This is a genomic window from Spirochaeta thermophila DSM 6192 (assembly GCF_000147075.1).
Taxonomy (GTDB): domain Bacteria; phylum Spirochaetota; class Spirochaetia; order Winmispirales; family Winmispiraceae; genus Winmispira; species Winmispira thermophila_A.
This window is the reverse complement of the sequence record NC_014484.1, coordinates 212012-229675: the sequence shown is the minus strand read 5'-3', so window position 1 is coordinate 229675 and position 17664 is coordinate 212012. Positions and strand designations below refer to the sequence as shown.

Annotated in this window: 9 protein-coding genes, 2 tRNA genes and 1 riboswitch; of the genes, 7 read left to right on the top strand and 4 right to left on the bottom strand. The window is 60.3% G+C overall.

Going from position 1 to position 17664, the window contains the following annotated elements; all coding sequences use genetic code 11:
- The first annotated feature begins 71 nt into the window (after window positions 1–71).
- The 3 genes from STHERM_RS00880 (at window position 72) to STHERM_RS00870 (ending at window position 994) form a co-directional block, all read left to right on the top strand.
- Window positions 72–794, top strand: a complete 723-nt coding sequence (locus STHERM_RS00880) for a hypothetical protein (RefSeq protein WP_013312991.1) — start codon at window positions 72–74, stop codon at window positions 792–794.
- A 39-nt stretch (window positions 795–833) separates the two neighbouring features.
- Window positions 834–907: transfer RNA gene (locus STHERM_RS00875), tRNA-Arg, on the top strand.
- A 13-nt stretch (window positions 908–920) separates the two neighbouring features.
- Window positions 921–994, top strand: a tRNA-Arg gene (locus STHERM_RS00870).
- Window positions 995–1062: 68 nt separating this feature from the next.
- Here STHERM_RS00870 and STHERM_RS00865 read toward each other — a convergent pair.
- From STHERM_RS00865 to STHERM_RS00855, 3 genes are all read right to left on the bottom strand, one after another.
- Window positions 1063–5751: a hypothetical protein gene (locus STHERM_RS00865; RefSeq protein ID WP_013312990.1), complete on the bottom strand. Its 4689-nt coding sequence runs from the start codon at window positions 5749–5751 to the stop codon at window positions 1063–1065.
- A gap of 14 nt (window positions 5752–5765) precedes the next feature.
- Entirely contained in the window at window positions 5766–10283 is a 4518-nt protein-coding gene (locus STHERM_RS00860) for a hypothetical protein (protein WP_013312989.1), read from the bottom strand.
- A 151-nt stretch (window positions 10284–10434) separates the two neighbouring features.
- The gene (locus tag STHERM_RS00855) at window positions 10435–10656 is read right to left on the bottom strand and encodes a YgaP family membrane protein (RefSeq protein WP_041623102.1); all 222 of its coding nucleotides are present in this window, start codon (window positions 10654–10656) and stop codon (window positions 10435–10437) included.
- 91 nt (window positions 10657–10747) lie between these two features.
- A riboswitch (ZMP/ZTP riboswitch) is annotated at window positions 10748–10833 on the top strand.
- Window positions 10834–10857: 24 nt separating this feature from the next.
- On the opposite strand from STHERM_RS00855, the gene STHERM_RS00850 reads away from it, so the two are divergent.
- Window positions 10858–12366 carry a glycine hydroxymethyltransferase gene (locus STHERM_RS00850; protein WP_041623680.1) on the top strand — a complete coding sequence of 503 codons (1509 nt, stop codon included), beginning with the start codon at window positions 10858–10860 and terminating at the stop codon, window positions 12364–12366.
- 13 nt (window positions 12367–12379) lie between these two features.
- Here the strand turns inward: STHERM_RS00850 and STHERM_RS00845 are convergent, their stop codons facing one another.
- Entirely contained in the window at window positions 12380–12907 is a 528-nt protein-coding gene (locus tag STHERM_RS00845; protein WP_013312986.1) for a nitroreductase family protein, read from the bottom strand.
- 51 nt (window positions 12908–12958) lie between these two features.
- Here STHERM_RS00845 and STHERM_RS00840 point away from each other — a divergent pair, with 51 nt between their 5' ends.
- The 3 genes from STHERM_RS00840 to STHERM_RS00830 all read left to right on the top strand — a co-directional run bounded on the left by STHERM_RS00840 (window position 12959) and on the right by STHERM_RS00830 (window position 17636).
- Window positions 12959–13603: an NUDIX hydrolase gene (locus STHERM_RS00840; RefSeq protein WP_013312985.1), complete on the top strand. Its 645-nt coding sequence runs from the start codon at window positions 12959–12961 to the stop codon at window positions 13601–13603.
- A gap of 41 nt (window positions 13604–13644) precedes the next feature.
- Window positions 13645–16038, top strand: coding sequence for a Lon protease family protein (locus STHERM_RS00835; protein ID WP_013312984.1), 2394 nt, complete (start codon window positions 13645–13647; stop codon window positions 16036–16038).
- A gap of 104 nt (window positions 16039–16142) precedes the next feature.
- Window positions 16143–17636, top strand: coding sequence for an HDOD domain-containing protein (locus STHERM_RS00830; RefSeq protein ID WP_013312983.1), 1494 nt, complete (start codon window positions 16143–16145; stop codon window positions 17634–17636).
- Window positions 17637–17664: the final 28 nt, after the last annotated feature.

The following is a 17664-nucleotide window of genomic DNA, read 5'->3' as shown; positions in this document are numbered from 1 at the left end:
GTCGGCCGTTATGGGCCTGGGATAAAACCCTTTACTTCGCCGGCCCATCTTCCGAATACTGTAGCAGAAAGATGGAAAAAAGCAAATTCGTCCTTGCGGGTGTGTGGCTCCTCTGCTTCGGTCTTTCCCTCTCCTCCCAGGACCTCGGATTCATCGTCGAGGACAAGGACCTCCACCTCTACCTCCTCGATCTCAAGGAGGCGAGGCCTCCACACACGAAGAAGAACCGCCTCGTCTTCACCTTCCAGGGGAGCCCGCGGACGAGGAGCGTGGGCATCGCCTTTTCCTTCGAACGTTTCCGAACCGTCCACCTCATGGCCCGCAATCCCTCCCGCATCTTCTTCTATGTACTCGATCCACCGGAGGACCGATTCACCTACCGTCTCGTGGTCGACGGCGTGTGGATGGCGGACCCTTCCAACCCCCTGGTCGTGGAGGACGAAGACGGCGTGCGCCTCTCACTCGTATCCCTGACGCCCCTTCCTGCGGAGGAGGCAGGGCCGGTCCCGTTGGAAGGGGAGGTCGCATTCCTCTTCAGGTACACACCGGGTAGACAGGTCTTCCTGGTGGGCGAGTTCTGCAACTGGGACCCCTTCCTCCTCCCCATGGAAGAGGTGGAGCCCGGACTCTACCGGAAGACCCTCTCCCTCCCTGCAGGGACCTATGCCTACTACTTCCTGGCCGACGGGAAGCGCATCGCCGATCCCGAGAACCCGCGTCGGGTGTATCTGGACGCGATCCCGGTGTCGCTCGTGGAGGTACCGCCCCGCATCTCGGCCCGGCTGCAAGATTGACACAACCCCTTCGATATGGATACTATATAGAGACGGAATGCCCCGGTAGCTCAGTCGGATAGAGCGACTCCCTCCTAAGGAGTAGGTCATGCGTTCGAATCGCATCCGGGGTAGGAGCAAAGACATGCCCCGGTAGCTCAGGTGGATAGAGCGACTGCCTCCGGAGCAGTAGGTCGGACGTTCGAGTCGTCTCCGGGGTATGTGAAAGGCGGGGGTGCCCAGCATCCCCGCCTTTTCTCTGCCACCTCAACTAAGAAGGTAGGGCCCCTCATTCACGCAAATAGTCACGGATGAACACCTCTCCATCACCCTCACGGGCGAAGATGAACTCACCTCTATACTGCCCATTGATAGTCGCATAGAGGCTGGTCTGGATACGCCTGCTCTCACCTGGAAAGAGGGGATAGTACTCTCTGAAGGGCACAAAGGCGTTCTTGCTCCACCCCCATCGCCACGGCCCCCTCGCCGCCTCCTCTACGGTGGAGGGTGTGGTGCCCCAGAGGAGTCCGATGTAGGTGGTGGAGACCACCTCCCACGTCACCCAGTACCACTCCTGAGGATCTGAGGAGAGTTGGGTCATGAGTCTTACACCCGAGTAGTCGTAGTGATTCCACGAGAGGGGGAGTCCGGGGATGGTGGGGGGACCTGCCTTATCGTCGCTCCCCCGTACCCACATCGACTCCGGGAGAGTGCTGTCATTCACCACAAGCTCATTGGTATTCCTATCGTAGAGCGGGCCGCCTGGATAGTCGGGAATCGCATCCCCCCTCCCCCCGTCATAGATGAAGCTTACTACCGACTTAAAGGCTACCTCGTTGGCTATCTCTGAAGGCTCACTCCCCTTATAGGCGCGGGCCTTGATCCAGCACTTATATCCCTGGAGGGTATCCGCAGCGCCCCCAATCTCAAACGGAGCCGTATACTGAGTAGAAGCGCTCGCAGGATCAGCCGGCTCAGAGGGGCCAGGATCAGGAGTAGGCGGATTGCCCTCCGGATTCGCCACCGGATCTGGATCGAAGAGCGCCTCTGAGATGGTGTAGTAGATCTCCACCCCGGGAGTAGGGGAATTCATCTTTAGCCACACGGTAAGCGGCTGGACTGCCACCACCCTTCCATTCCGTTCAGTAAGAGTCTCCGAACGCCGGTCTATCCGAATCACGGGAGGATCCACACCGGGGAGAGAGATATTCCTTTCCGATGAGAGGCTCGGGTGACCCACTGTATCAACCATAAACGCGGAAGGAATGCTCACTGTGTAAGAGGCCCCTCGTACAGGGAGGGCGTAGCTCCCACTGAGAGAGACACGCACCACCTTTCCGGAGATCGTGACAAACGAGGACTCCACAGGGATGCGTCTCTCATGGAGCGAGGCTGCGGTATAGGAGGATACAAGGGCAGGATCATCGGGGTCCTTATCGAACTCTAGCACATACACAGGATCGAGGAGAGGCTCTCCAGAGGAGGTAGCCCCGTTGGTCATATACCTGTAGTGTGCTGCGAGGTCTGGCGCCTCCTGGGATACGATCTCATACTCCCTCTCACTGAGGACTACAGGGACCTTAAGGCCCTCCTCATGTTGGGTGATCGTGAGCTCTCCCACACCCCTATAGACGGCTCTATCAAACTCGATCCAGAGCTCCTCCCCCGAAGGTGAAATCTCGATAGAGACGACCTCAGGAGGAGTGGTAATGAGACGGATGCTCCGCTGTCCCGAGAGACGGTTCTCCTGATCAAGGTCATCAAGCGATATCCACTGGGTCACATCCGTGCCGCTCTCATCGGTAATCTCTACTCCGGTAAGGTCGATCCCCACCACATCGAGCACACCGTCGTTCGCTATCGCATCCCCCTCCTGTATGGTATAAGAGAACACAAAGGCAGTGGTGCCGGAGCCACTCTCGTAACCCGCAGTACGCTGTGGCTCGGTGTTGAGCACCAGCGACGGTGTTCCACTCTCTACGATGAGAGGCTTCCTAAAGGTGAGGACGATGTGGAGGGTCTGGCCTTCCTTGTAGATACCGTCGGGTTCTTGAGAGGAGATGCGTGTAAGAAGACTGCCATTGTCCACCCTGATCTGTACAGGAGTACTTTTAGGAGAGGTGTTTCCCGCCTCATCGATCTGGCGCGCCACAATGGTGTACGTGCCACTTGTCGTGAGAGAGGCCCCTGTCCCTGTAAGCCACGTTTGCCCGCCATTTGTGGAGTACTGCACCCATGCCCCATCTTCAACACCTTCCACAGTAAAGGAGACTTCTCCGTAGTAGGTAGCCCCATCCGAGATGCCCGCAATCTCCGGGGCCTGTGGAGGCACCGTATCCACCCTTACCTCTCTGTCGAGGGCTCCGCTATCGGGAAGGGCCGTGCTGAGAGGATTCCCGGCTCGATCAGAGATCGTCCCACTCTGGAGATCGATCCCCTCCACCGCAAGAGGTGAGGCATTCTCCCCAGCTGCCACGGTGTAGGAAAAGCGGAGATAGTCTCCCATATTCCCCTCATAGAGGGCATAGGCACCGTCCCCGGAGGAGAGGGCGAGGCGCGGGGCCTCATTCACCACCACCTCTTCCGAGACATAGGCTGCGATCACCACGGTAGCACCTGCGCGATAGGCATCCGCATGGGAAAGCACCACAAACTGTGTGAACTCAGGAGGCGTGGTATCTATGATAATATCCTTCCCTCCTGCGAGGCTGTTTACCCCTGTGGGAAGAGTGGAGAAATCCACCTCTGCGCCACTCTCATCGATCACCGGGCCCTCGCACACCACCTCTACCACATCGAGGTCGTCCACATCCTCCCCGCTGGCGACTGTGTAGGAGAACTCAAGCCTGGCGCTTCCCTCCCCTCCCACGTACGAGGCCGTGGCGCTGTTGTTGAGGGTAATGGAAGGCGGTGTTCCCCCAAAGCTCACCGGCTTGTTGAACTCGAGATAGATAGGCACTTCATCTCCCACACTGTAGTACCCGTTGGGGAGGAGACTCGTAATCCTCACGAGGAAGGGGAGATGAGTCTCAACACGTACTGAGCGAACACTCGAGGCCTCATTCCCTCCGATATCCCGAATCCGGGCCTCAAGGGTAAGGACGGCTACACTCTCAAATGGGATGTGGTCGCTCTCCCATGTGGCATCGGAGTTGCGTGTGGTGGATACCGGGACCCCATTACAGGAAAGCTCCACCTCTCCAATCCGGGAAGCATCCTGCCAGTGGGTGGTGGTATTGTCACTCCAGGATCCTCTGAATCGGATCTCATCGCCATCCTGAGGAGGGGGAAGGATAAGGTTGTCGTCAATCGTATAGGTCTCTTCCTGAAGATCAGCATGCCGCACAATAACAGCGTCAATGCTCACCTCCGGAGGGGTGGTATCGCCCTGGAGGGTGTGCTTCACGGTGGAGGCCCTCCCGTTCGTATCTTCCACCCTGAAGACAAAGGTCTGAGTACTAAGGGGAAGAGAAAGGGATATCCCGAGATCATCGAAGAGATTGATCGTACGAGAGAAGGGACGCTCATACCGGCCAGTACCGGGATTGTAGGTCTGATTCCCCAGGGAGACAGAGAACACGATGTTGCCACTACCGTCCGGTCCAGTAGACTCCCATCCTTCATAGTCCCTGTTAAGATACGAGAGGAGACTCTCATCGTAGTGGGAGGGGTGAATCCACACGAGCTTCACACTCTCCACGCCTGAATCATCATCGGCATACCCTGAGAACACAAGATTCCCTTGTTCATCCCCGAGGGCGAGTTCCCCTTCTGGAGGAGACTCTACTATCACTCGAGGGGTATTGACATCCGCCACATCTATGTAAGAAGTCCTCTCCTCCCCGGCCTGTCCATTGATATCAGAGACGGTGGCCTTAATTCGATAGATACCGCTTTCCTGGGGTGCGTTCACGTACCATGCGTAGGAGGTAACCCCTCCAAACTCATCACTCCTTACGCTGAGGGAACTCACCTCCTCCCACCCTGCTCCTGTCTCCCTTTCCACCACTACCTGAAGCGATCCCAGCCCGTCATCGTCGTAGGCATATCCCTCGAGGCGCTGTCCGGGATAGGTGGTCTCCACAGGGGGGTATCCCGCCTCACCGGGCATCTCCACCCATGGGATATCGGCCTCTGGCCAATAACAGAACCACCCATGTGCTCTCTCATCTACATTCCCTGCGGCGTCCGTGCTCTTTACCACCACCTGGATGAGGGTCTTTCCCTGTATCCCCTGGAGCTCCTCCTGGGGAACGGTGAGGGAGAAATTCCGCAGCATGGATCCGTCTTCCAGGACCTTACTCCATAGCACAGTCCCTTCATGATCGGTAAGTCTGATCTCGAGGGAAGAGAGCTTCGCGTTCTCCTCCTGATACCCGCGTATCTCCACATCCCCATTGAGAAGCTCAGAGAGCACGGTATGATCTTCGAGCTGGTACGATGCGTACTTCGTCTGGGCCTCATCGTAGCTCCCTACAAAAAGTATCGGCTTGGTGAGGTGGACCTTGGGGGGGATGACGTCTACCACCACGGTACGCCGCTCTATAGAGAGGGATCCCACATTCCCAAAGGCGTCCTCGCAGCGAATCTCGAGCACGATCTCCCCTGTGTGGTCCGGGGGAAGTACGATCTCCACCGACCAACGGATGGTTCCATCCTTTTGAGTCTCCCATGTCCCGCTGGCCGGGGCCCACTCCCTTCCGTTCTGGGTGTACCTCCACCGACCATCCTGGTGTTTCCACTGATACGCGCTTCCCACCAGGTTCACTACCAGCACCCTCACCTCTGAGTCGTCTTTCACCGTACCTTCCAGGGTGAAGGTGGACTGCACGTTCTCCATGTAGTCGGGGCGTACTACCCTCAGCACAGGAGGGCTCAGATCTACATCGGGACCCAGTCCCGGCGTGAGGAGATCACATCCTCCCATCACGAGGAGTATGCCTATAAGTCCCATCCAGCGCGTGATATGCCGTGTCATTTCATCCCTCCTTATTACCAGTAGGGCTGGTTTTCTCTATAAGTGAGCGCCCCATAGTCTCCTGGATTGTAATTCTGCTGCCAATTGCTGCGATAGCTGGTCTGCATCCAGGAGGTCACGATCTCCCACGAGATCCACACCCAGTCGTTGTTCCCGAATTGGTACATGTACTTGCTGTAGCGTGGGTCGGGATCCGCATCCCGTAAGGGGAATCCCGGCGTGGTAGGAGGCGCACCAGCCTCCTCGGTTCCCTGAATCTGGACAGGAGCCGATCCCCCTTGCGGATCTACTAGGACCACCACGGTCTTGAAGGCCCCTGCGTAGCCATACGAGCTACCCAGCTGGGGATGTTCGGCCACTGCCTTTATGTAGATGCGCTGGGGATCGTCTTCGTTCGCTGCCTGGCTGGTACCCGGGGTGAGGGGCTTTCCAGCTGCGAGAAAATCGGTGTAGGAGGCGTGTGTAAAGCCATAGACGGTGGAAGGCTCACCAGGCACTTGGGGATCATCCGTCACGAGGTACCTGATGGTGACACCCGGGGTCTGGGAGTCTATCCTTACCCGGACAAACCCCGTGGGCTCGGTAGTCGTATCCCCAGGTCCTACGTCCCTGTATCCTGTGATGGTACCCGTAAGGCCATCTCCCGCGGGAGTAGCCTCGGGTTCCCTCGCCCCTTCCCCATGGCTGTACCTGTCTATCCTTATGATAGGAGGAGAGACCCCGTCCGACCAAAAGCTACACGTGATCTCTGGTGAGGGATTGCCTGCGCTATCCCGAAAAGCCCCTGCATCTATCACGAGATCCCACTGGATCCCCGGGGGAATCCCTTCAGGAAGGGATATGGTGACCACCTCACCCTGGATCTGTATCCGTGAGGAGGTCACATTGACATCAAGGAAGATGTGATATCCGGCCTTCTCCAGGACTGTGCGAATCTGCTCATCAGCAAGGCCTCGTTCAAACGCCAGGACATACTTTGTGCTGAGATCCGGCACATACTCACCGCCCTCCTGCAGGAGCCCATGGGTAAGCTTTCGATACGGGCCTACAGGCTGACCCGTCTGATCGAGGAGAGGAGCACCCTGATCATCTGTCTCCATCAGGACCTGTCTGTCCTCTGAGGTGAGTGCAGAAGCATAGTAGACCGCGGTGAACTCCTCTTCACTCATCACAGGTGGGATGAGCCATCCCTGATGGCGCCTCACCACTACCGCTCCCGATTCCTTGAATACAGGCTCGTCGAAGGTCAGCGTGAGATTACCTCCCGTGAGGATACCTCCCTCAGTCGGAGAGGTACTCTGGAGCGCAGGAGGTACTGCATCAACGCGGAGATTCGGCCTTCCGAGATCCGGGAGGGTGTCCCCCTCGAGCACAGGAGGCGCAAGATTCCCACAGAGGTCCTCCACATGGGAAAGGGTAAGTCGAGTAGCCTCTACAGGGTTGAGGAACGCCCCATCAGGCACGGTGAACGCAAAGTAGAGGACATACGCCCCGTCGGGATCCTCCTCCACCCCGGCTGTATAGGCGTTGTTGAGTTCAAGTGCCGCGTCTCCGCCTGTGGTACGGACCTTCTCGGAGAATACCACCTTGAAGGTGAGCGTAGCCCCTGCGCCGTACACTCCGTCAGGGTTGACGCAGGCGACCTCCACTACCTGAGGAGCTCCTGTATCGATCCCTATCTCCTTCACAGGAGAGACCTCAGAGACATTACCCGCCTCATCGATCTGGCGGGCGCATACCTGGTACACCCCATCCCCGGTTATCTGAGGAGGATTATCCTGATCATACTGGAACCAGCTGAGCCCCCCATCAAGGGAGTACTCCACCACAGCCCCCTGTTCTATCCCCTCTATCGTGAGGGTCTGGGGTGTGTTATAGATACCCTCACCAAGGGTAATCACCGGTGGATCCGGGGATGTGGTGTCGATCGTTATGGGGAGTGTGCCGTCGGTGAGGGAAGAGAGGTCGAGGGGATTCCCCGCCGCATCGGTAATACGTGAAGGATCGTTCACCAGCGTGGCCACTGTATAGGAGAGGGAGGCGGCGTTGATCCCGTCCTCAACGAGATACACAAAGATGAGATCCCCATTCTCAACCCTGTCGAACTGGCCCTCGATCGTATCCGCACCTGCAGCACAGACCAACCTCACATCCCCACTCACCAGGACATCATCCTCCACCGAGAGGGAGAGCTCCACTGTCTGAGCTGCGCGGTACGTCCCACTCCCTGTGAGCCCGGTAGCTCGGGGGGCGATACCGTCACATCCTATACTGCTCCTCCCCTGGAGGGTATCCTGCTCCTCCAGTAGAGGGATCTCTACCTCTCCCCCTTCTGCACCGACGATGCTTCCCCCTGAAAGGTCAAATGGTTCCTCATACGCGGTGTAGAGCTTATCTACCTGCACCCCGGAGGGCACGGTGAACGAGAAGAGCAGGGTGGACGATCCAGCACCACTATGGTACGTGGCGTAGGCATCTGGTGAGTCCAGTGTGGCGTCGTAGTAGAGCTTGAGTCTGGGTGTTCCCGAGACCTCCACCGGAGAGGAAAAGACCGCCTCAAAGAGGAGCTCATCGCCAGCCTTGTACACACCATCGGCGAGTGGGGTACCTATGTACTGAAGTACAGGACGGGAAGTGATGCGGACCGTACGTTCTTCCTCGCATATGTTCCCAAACACATCCGTGGCAACAAACCGAAAGCTCCTTAGCCCCTCTTCCAAGGGAGGAGAGAAAGTGTATGAGAGCGGGGAGGTGCTCCCTGTAGTAAGAAGCACCGGATCTCCTGAGGTCACCTCATACAGTGCGAGTGTGTGAATGGGTATCCCGTTCTCCTTAGAGGCCGAGAAGGAGAGGGTGAGCTCCTCATCTGATGTGTAGAGCTGATAGTCCTCTTCCGGCTGGGAGATACCAATAACGGGCAAGGAGGTGTCCCCGACGAGCCGGAAGGCCGTGTATGCCTCGTTCCCACTGTCATCCTTCACATAGAGGAGGAAGAGCTTGGTCGTATTCTCGAGTACTCCTTCATACATAAAGTCCTGAAGCACATCCACCTCTTGTGCGAAGGGATACCGCTTGTAGGTCCTTCCCCCTATCGTGATCTCCTCCGGTCCAGAGAGGGAAAGCCCCCACACGACCATACCGGCGTCATCCACCACCTTATCGCCCGGTCCCACGGAAACAGAGGAGAGGAGCTGCCGTGTCTCTTCGAGATGAGCCTCGGCCCCTCCGGGAAGCCCCTCCGGCACCCACGCGAGCCTCGCCTCTTCCACCGCACTGTTATCAATGCAAGCACCCTGGAGTACCCACCTTCCTGCAGGATCCACCGCAGGAAAGGTATTCTCCTCCGGTGAGGTGATCACCCCAAGGGGTTGATCAGGATCCGTGACCGTGAGGCGATAGGCTGCCCCAGACCACACCGGGGGATCATCGTAGGGCTTGGTATCCCGCACCAGCGCCACCAGGACGTAGGATCCTGCATCCTGAGGGGCAGAGAGGGTGTGGTTGTACGAGCGTGCCCCATTCCCCTGAAGAGCAGGACCGAGGAGCGCCTCTCGCATATCATCATCCTCTTCAAGGGTGGCGAGCTTCTCACCATCGGTCTCTCCCTGGATACTCTCCCACGCCGACTGCGAGAGCACACCTACATATATGAGATCCAGCCCGTCATCATCGACAAACGAGAAGGGAACCTCAGCGCCCTGTCCTACGGTAATCACCCCCTCCCTGGCATCACCCTGGATAATACGGGGGAGATCGGCCTCAGGATAATAACAGAACCATCCTCCCTGATCGGTATTCTCGTTGCCTCCTATGTCCGTGGAGGAGACCGTGACCCTGAAGTATGCCCGTCCACTCACGTATCCCGTACCTTCAAAATCAGAGGCAGAGAGCGTGAAGACCGGAGAGAGAGGAGGCGCATCATCATCCACCGGTTTGGTGAGCACCTCTCTCCCCTGCTCATCCAGGAGGTGGAGCGTGACATCGTGCACTGTGAAGTTCTCTCTAATCTCACCCTTTATCCTGAAGGTGCCGTTTTGAAAGTAGTCAAGGAACTGGATATCCTCTGGATCATACCCCTGAAGCTCCTCTCTGCTCTTGAGCGGAACCGTGTAGCCAGGGCCCCTCTCAAGGGAGAGCCCTTCCAGAAAGGGCGGCGTTGCATCTACAAGCAGGGTGATCTGATCCATTGATTGGTCGGAGCTGTTGTTCCACACATCATACCCCGTGACCCGAACCGTCTGCTCACCCTCGGGGAGCGTGAGCCATATGGACCACTCCTTCCCCTGGATACGCGCCTTCCCCACGGTCTCCCCTGTCTCAGGTAAGGAGACCAGGATTCTTGAGATCCCTGACTCGTCATACCATGAACCACGCAGCTCACACTCCCGGGGGACATAGTCCATGTTCGAGTGGCTCTCTATGGTGATGACAGGCCCCTGGAGATCGGTCTCGGGCCCCAATCCCACCTCACAGGAGAAGAAGAGCACCGCGTATGTGAGACATACCGACCAGAAGACTCTCCTCTTGTTCATAGACACACCTCCCTCCCTATGCCCTCTCTTTCTGGATAACAGGAGGATCGCTCACCTCGCTTCACTTATACAGTCAATCAACCTGTTGCCATGCACAAAAAGAACGCCCCTCCCGAGAGGGAGGGGCTGTTTCAGATGCCCGTGAGCGCCTTCAGGTCTTCGAGGAGTCTGTCCCCTCCTTGCGGGGGCAAGTGGAGATCCCGAAGAGGGTGTAGAGCCCGCAGAAGCCCACCGCTCCCGTGACGAGGGAGATAGCCCCGATCACGGTGAGCCACCAGTAGGCCCCACCCCGGACGAAGACCCCCAGGCCGATGAGCACCAGTCCCAGGACCACCCTGATGATCCTGTCGATCGTTCCGACGTTTCCTTTCATGCCTCGCTCCTCAAGATATAGTCTTTTACTAATATACTCAGGATCAGAGGCGCCGTCTGCCTTCATTGACACCCCCCTGCACTTCCCGCGATAATGGGACGACGACTGGCGCCCTCCGAGGCGGAATCGACCGCCGGGGAGTCTTTTCCTCACCTGTCGCGCGCCTGGGCAGGGGGAGATACCACACGCATGGAGGAAAGGATGGCCTCTACACTCCTTGGTTCGTACCTCGCGCGCACTCCGCAGGCTGCGTCCAACCCCGAGATGGTGGGTTTCGTGGCCCAGCTCGAGGTGATCGCCCGGACTGCGCCGGACGTGGCCCGGGCGATCGTGAAGGAACTGCGGGATCAGCGGCGGAACATCAAGCTCATCGCGAGCGAGAACTACTCCTCGCTCGCCACGCAGTTCGCCATGGCGAACCTCTTCACCGACAAGTACGCCGAAGGCTACCCCGGTCACAGGTTCTATGCCGGTTGCGACAACGTGGACGAGGTGGAAAGCCTCGCCTGCGAGGAGGCAAAGGCCCTCTTCGGTGCCCAGCACGCCTATGTCCAGCCCCACAGCGGGGCAGACGCCAATCTGGTGGCCTTCTGGGCCGTACTCCAGTGGAAGGTTCAGGCCCCGGCCCTGGAGAAGCTGGGGAAGAAAAACCTCTACGACCTCTCACGCGAGGAGTGGGAGGCCCTGCGGAAGGAGCTCGGCAACCAGCGGCTCCTGGGACTCGACTACTACTCGGGAGGCCACCTCACCCACGGCTACCGCTACAACGTCTCGGCCCAGATGTTTGAGGCCTACTCGTACGGCGTGAACCCGGAGACCGGGCTCCTCGACTACGACGAGATCGCCCGCCTCGCACGGGAGATACGTCCCCTCATCCTCCTCGCCGGGTACAGCGCCTATCCCCGAAAGATCGACTTCGCCCGGCTACGCGAGATCGCCGACGAGGTGGGGGCCGTCCTCATGGTGGACATGGCCCACTTCGCAGGCCTCGTGGCGGGCGGGGTCTTCGAAGGCCCCTACAACCCCGTGCCCCACGCCCACATCGTCACCTCCACCACCCACAAGACCCTCCGCGGGCCTCGGGGGGGCATCGTCCTCTGCGTGAAGGAGCTCGCCGAGTTCGTGGACAAGGGGTGCCCCATGGTCCTCGGCGGCCCGCTCCCCCACGTGATCGCGGCCAAGGCCGTGGCCCTGAGGGAGGCGCGGAGCCCGGCCTTCCGGGAGTATGCGCATAAGATCGTCGAGAACGCCCAGGCCCTCGCCGCCTTCCTCCAGGAAGAGGGGATCACCGTGGCCACAGGTGGCACGGACAACCACCTCATGCTCATCGACGTGCGGCCCTTCGGGATCACCGGCCGCCAGGCAGAGGCGGCGGTGAGGGAGTGCAGCATCACCCTCAACCGCAACGCGCTCCCCTACGATCCCAACGGCCCCTGGTACACGAGCGGGCTCCGCATAGGCACCCCCGCGGTCACCACCCTCGGGATGGGCAGAGAAGAAATGAGGGAGATCGCCCGTATCTTCAAGCTCATCCTCACCCACGTGAGGCCCGAGGTGAAGGACGGCTCCCCCAGCAAGGCCCGCTACCGCCTCGACCCTTCGGCCAAGGAAGAGGCCCGCGCCCGGGTGGAGGCCCTCCTCTCCCGCTTCCCCCTCTACCCCCGGCTCGACCTCGCCTTCCTGGAGGAGGCCCTCGGCCTGCAGGGCTGACCCCTGCAGGCCCCTACCCGGTCGGCCGCCATACCCTCCCCCACCGCCCGTGGAAGACCCGCCCCTCCATCCACCCCTCGTGAGGCCGCTTCGTCTCCGCAGGGTAGCCCAACACCACCAGGGAGAACGGCACCACCTCGGGCGGCAGGCCGCACACCTCGCGAAGCACCCCCATCCTGTCCTCGTGCGGGAAGAGCCCCACCCACACACTCCCCAACCCCAGCTCCGTGGCAGCGATGAGCACGTTCTCCGTGGCCGCAGAGAGGTCCTGCGGCAGGAAGTCCGGCTCCTTCATCCCCTCCGGGAGCCCGCACACCAGCACCGCCACCGGCGCCTCCCTGCACATCGCCGCATACCCATGCCGCCGCGCGATCTCCTCCAGGGCCGCAGGATCATCGATCACCACGAAGGCCCACGGTCTGCCGTTCCACGAGCTGGGAGCCGCCATCCCCGCCCTCAGGACCTCCTTCAGAACCCCATCCGGCACGGGATCGGACCGGTACCTTCGGATACTCCTCCTCGCGAATATCGCATCGAGCATCGCGCACCTCCTTGCCTGTTTTCCAGGATTGTACCATAGTTTTCCCCGAATATGGAGGACTTCCCCCTTCCCGGCATCCCCTGCACCCCCGACGCCCCTCCCTCCCCCCTCATCCTCAACGCCCCCGAGTTCACCCAGGCCGCCGTCCTCGTCCCCTGCATCCCCACCCCCACCGGCTGGCACATCGGCTTCGAGGTCCGGGCGCACGGCATCCCCCAGGAAGGGGAGATCTGCTTCCCCGGAGGCCTCGTCGAGCCCCACGACCCCTCCCCCCTCCACACCGCCCTCAGGGAGACCCATGAGGAACTCGGTATCCCCGGTTCCCGCATCCCCCACATCCGGTACGCAGGCGCCTTCCTCTCGGCGAGTGGAAGGCTCATCCACGTCTTCCCTGCCCTCGTCCCCTCGTGGGACGAAGCGCACCCCTCCCCGGACGAAGTCTCCCACCTCTTCACCCTCCCCCTCTCCTGGCTCCGCACCACCCCTCCCCGCATCCACCACGTCCGCCTCACCCTTCACCCACGCGAAGGCGAGACCGAGCTCCTCCCCGCCTCTAGGCTCGGCCTCCCCTCCCTCTACCACACCCCCTGGAAAGGCCCCCTCAGGCCCATCTACCTCTGGCACACCCCCCACGGTCCGCTCTGGGGCATCACCGCCGGCATCCTCTACCACCTCCTCCACCCTTCCAGAGGGTGATTTACTCTCGGACCCCACTTCGCTACCATAGAGGCCACACCATGCAGCACGAACCATACAGACTCTCCCCGGAAGAGGTGGGATTCTCCATTCCCGAGGAACACATCCAGGCCCTGCAGGAGGGCGTCCAGCCCGGCACCATCATCGGTCAACCCCGGGCCGTGGAGGCCCTCACCCTCGGCATACAGCTCTCAGGCAAGGGCTACAACATCTTCGTGGCAGGACCCCCGGGCACGGGCCGGCACACCGCCATACGCCGTATCCTCGAATCCCTCTCGCCCCCCAACCGCTGGGGGAAGGACATCGCCTACGCCTACAACTTCCAGAACCCGCAAACCCCCCGCGTGCTCTACTTCCCTGCACGGACCGCCGCACGGTTCAAGCGCGCCCTCAGGCGCACCTTGGAGAAGCTCACCAAGGGCATCCGCCACAGGCTCACGAGCGAGAGCTACCTCAGGAAGAAGACTGCCCTCATGCGGGAGGTGGAAGCGGAGGAACGCAGACTCCTCGAACAGTTCCAGGAGGAACTGCGCCGCGAGGGCTTCACCATGCTCGAGCGGCCCGGTGACAGCCAGACCTTCACCGACCTCGTTCCTCTGTGGCACGGACAACCCATCGAGTTCGACGAGCTCGCCCAGAAGGCCTCACGGGGCGAGGTGCCCCACGAACTCGTCGAGGAGCGAAGGCAGAAGTACTTCCCCCTCCTCGAGAAACTCCAGGACCTCTTCGCCACCTTCGATCTCAAGCGCCTCGCCGCAGAGGAACGACTCGCCGAGATCCAGCGCACACACGTGGCACCCGACGTGAGGGCAGAGATCCAGCGCCTCGCCGCCTCCTTCCACGCCGAAGGGCCCCTCCTCCAGCACCTCAAGGAGATGGAACGAGACATCCTCGAGCATCTTGCCGCCTTCCTCGAAGAGGACACGGCCGGCGAAGAGGACGGCATGCCCATCTCCCTCCGCTACACCATCCACATCATGCACGAAGTGGAGGATCCGGACCGGGCCCCTGTGGTCTTCGAGTCCCAACCCGACTACACCACCCTCTTCGGCACCATCGAGAGCATACCCGAGAAGGCCGGCGAGGAGCGGGCCAACTTCCTCATGATAAGGCCCGGATCCATCCTCAAGGCCAACGGCGGCTTCATCATCCTCAGGGTGGAGGACCTGCTCCGTCACGAGGAGCTGTGGGCCACCCTCAAGCGCGTGCTCCTCGACGGCCGACTCGAGATCCGCACCCCTCCCGGCCCCTTCAGTGCACCGAGCGCCCTCAAACCCGAACCCATCCAGGTGGACGTAAAGGCCATCCTCATAGGCAACGAGTTCCAGTACGAGTACCTCTTCCTCCAGGACGAGGACTTCGGCAAGCTCTTCAAGATCCCCGCGGAGTTCGACACCACCATCCCCTTAAACGACCAGACGATACGCGAGTACATCGGCTTCATACGCGCCACGTGCGAACGCAAGCACCTCCTGCCCGTGGACACCTCGGGGATCGCCGCCCTCCTCGAGTACGGTGTACGTCTCAGCGAGGAGCGTGACAAACTCACGGCCCGCTTTTCCCTCGTGACCGACATCCTCAGGGAGGCGGACCATTGGGCGCGTACCATGGGGAGCGACCACATCGACCGCCACGTGGTCGAGGCGGTCCAGCGCCACAGGAACCACCTCTTCGGGCTCCTCGAGGAGAAGATCGACGAACAGATCCTCTCGGGAGAGCTCCTCATCCAGCTCGAAGGCACGGCCGTGGGAAAGATCAACGGCCTGGTCATCCTCGACCGGGGATTCCACTCCTTCGCCAGACCAGTGCTCATCACGGCGCGCACGGCCCCCGGCACCGAGGGCATCGTGAACATCGAGCGCGAGTCCGGGCTCTCGGGCGAGCTCCACGACAAAGGGGTCTACATCATCCAGGGCTACCTCCAGAGCCGGTATGCGCGTCGCTTCCCCCTCTCCATCAAGGCGAGCATCGCCTTCGAACAATCGTACGTGGAGATCGACGGCGATTCGGCCTCGCTCGCCGAGATGTGCGCCTTGCTTTCCGACATCGCAGGGATCCCCCTTAGGCAGGAGATCGCGGTCACCGGGTCCATCAACCAGATGGGCCAGGTGCAACCCGTGGGAGGGATCAGCGAGAAGGTGGAGGGCTTCTTCAAGGTGTGCAGGAAGAAGGGACTCTCCGGCACCCAGGGGGTCATCATCCCGCGACTCAACCTCAAGAACCTCATCCTCGAAAAGGAGGTCCAGGAGGCAGCGCGCGAGGGCCTCTTTCACATCTATGCGGTGGAGACCATCGATCAGGCCATGGAGGTGCTCACCGGGATGGAGGCGGGCACTCGCACGAGCAAGGGGATGTTTCCTCCGGGTACCATCAACGAGCGCATCGAGACCAGGCTCAGGGAGATGGCCCGTGTGGTGAAGGAGTTCGGGAGCTGATTCCGGGAAAGGTACGCTCAAACCGCTCCGAAATTTTCTTGACACCGTGACCTCGAGAACCCATACTGAAAAGGAGGGGGTTCTGTCATGACAAGGAGAGACTCGTGAAGAAGGCAGTCGTGGACAACTCCAAGGTACTTCAGGCGATCCGCCACAACCTGCCTGTCACCATCAAGATCCACGCGATGACACCCGAGATCGAAGAGCGTGTGGAGGAGATCCTCGACCTCGTCCTCACCGACATAGGCAGGGAGAAGATGCGGGACGCCCTCCTCTACTGTCTCAAGGAACTCGTCGCCAACGCACAGAAGGCCAATGCCAAACGGGCCTTCTTCCACGAGCGGGGTCTCGACATAGAGGACGAGGAGGAGTACGAAGAGGGCATGCGGGTTTTCCACGAAGTCCTCTCGGAGGACCCCCGCCACTACTTCGAGCTCCTCAAGGAGCTGGGGCTCTACACCCGCATCACCTTCCAGCTCAAGAACGACATCCTCTACCTTATTGTGGCGAACAACTCCCCCCTTCTTAAGGAAGAGCAGATTCGTATCTTCGACAGGGTGGCGAGGGCACGGCTCTTCGAGACCCTGGAGGAGGCCCTCAGCACCGCCTACGACGTCACCGAGGGAGCGGGCCTGGGTATCGTGACCCTCATCATGATCCTCAAGCGACTAGGCCTCTCCGAGGAGGCCTTCGACATCGACGTGGTGGGGGAAGAGACCGTGGCCCGGCTCACCATCCCCATGGACCGGATACACCTCTCACGGCTCACGGAACTCACGGAACGGGTGGTGGACGAGATCGAGTCCCTCCCCCAGTTTCCGGAGAACGTCCTCTATCTGCAGAAGCTCATCGACGACCCGAACAGCACGGTACAGGACATCGCCCGGCAGATCTCCACGGATCCCTCGCTCACCGCCGACCTCCTCAAGGTGGTGAACTCCGCCCAGTTCATGCTGCCGAAGAAAGTGGACTCCATCCTCGAGGGGGTGAAGATACTGGGTCTCAGGGGACTCAAGAACCTCCTCTATACCTACGGGACCCAGAAGATCCTGGGCCTCGGCACCGAGGAGCAGCAGCACCTGTGGGACCACTCGCTCCGGACTGCCTACTATGCCTACAACCTCGCACAGACCGTCTTCAGGGACAAGGAGCTCATGGAGGACGTGTACGTGGGGGGCATCCTCCACGACATGGGAAAGATCGTCTTCTCCCGGGTGCACCCCACCCTCCTCGAGAAGATAGAGATGCTCCGCAGGGAAAGGGACATTCCTCAGAACCTCCTGGAGGAACTCTACGGAGGGCTCCACCACGCCGAGATAGGGGCGCTTCTCGCCGAGAAGTGGAACTTCCCCGACCTTCTCGTCGCCGCGATACGCTTCCACCACACTCCGGAGGGCGCACCGGGTGAGATGGATCGGATCGTCCAGACGGTATACGCGGCGAATGCCATCGCCATGTTCGAGGAAGGACGGCTCACCTGGGAACAGATGGACCACGGAATCCTCTCCCGGTTCCAGATCACGGACAAGGAGGGCCTCGATCAGCTCAGACGTTCCCTGAGAAGGAGCTTCGAGCGGGAGATGAAGCGTCGGTCCTGAACCGCCTCTTGACGGCACGATGCAAATG

What these genes read in the sequence shown, in the direction of transcription:
- STHERM_RS00880 (WP_013312991.1), top strand. Translation starts at nt 72, where the DNA reads ATGGAAAAAAGCAAATTCGTCCTTGCGGGTGTGTGGCTCCTCTGCTTC.
- STHERM_RS00855 (WP_041623102.1), bottom strand. Translation starts at nt 10,656, where the DNA reads ATGAAAGGAAACGTCGGAACGATCGACAGGATCATCAGGGTGGTCCTG.
- STHERM_RS00835 (WP_013312984.1), top strand. Translation starts at nt 13,645, where the DNA reads ATGCAGCACGAACCATACAGACTCTCCCCGGAAGAGGTGGGATTCTCC.
- STHERM_RS00865 (WP_013312990.1), bottom strand. Translation starts at nt 5,751, where the DNA reads ATGACACGGCATATCACGCGCTGGATGGGACTTATAGGCATACTCCTC.
- STHERM_RS00840 (WP_013312985.1), top strand. Translation starts at nt 12,959, where the DNA reads ATGGAGGACTTCCCCCTTCCCGGCATCCCCTGCACCCCCGACGCCCCT.
- STHERM_RS00860 (WP_013312989.1), bottom strand. Translation starts at nt 10,283, where the DNA reads ATGAACAAGAGGAGAGTCTTCTGGTCGGTATGTCTCACATACGCGGTG.
- STHERM_RS00850 (WP_041623680.1), top strand. Translation starts at nt 10,858, where the DNA reads ATGGCCTCTACACTCCTTGGTTCGTACCTCGCGCGCACTCCGCAGGCT.
- STHERM_RS00845 (WP_013312986.1), bottom strand. Translation starts at nt 12,907, where the DNA reads ATGCTCGATGCGATATTCGCGAGGAGGAGTATCCGAAGGTACCGGTCC.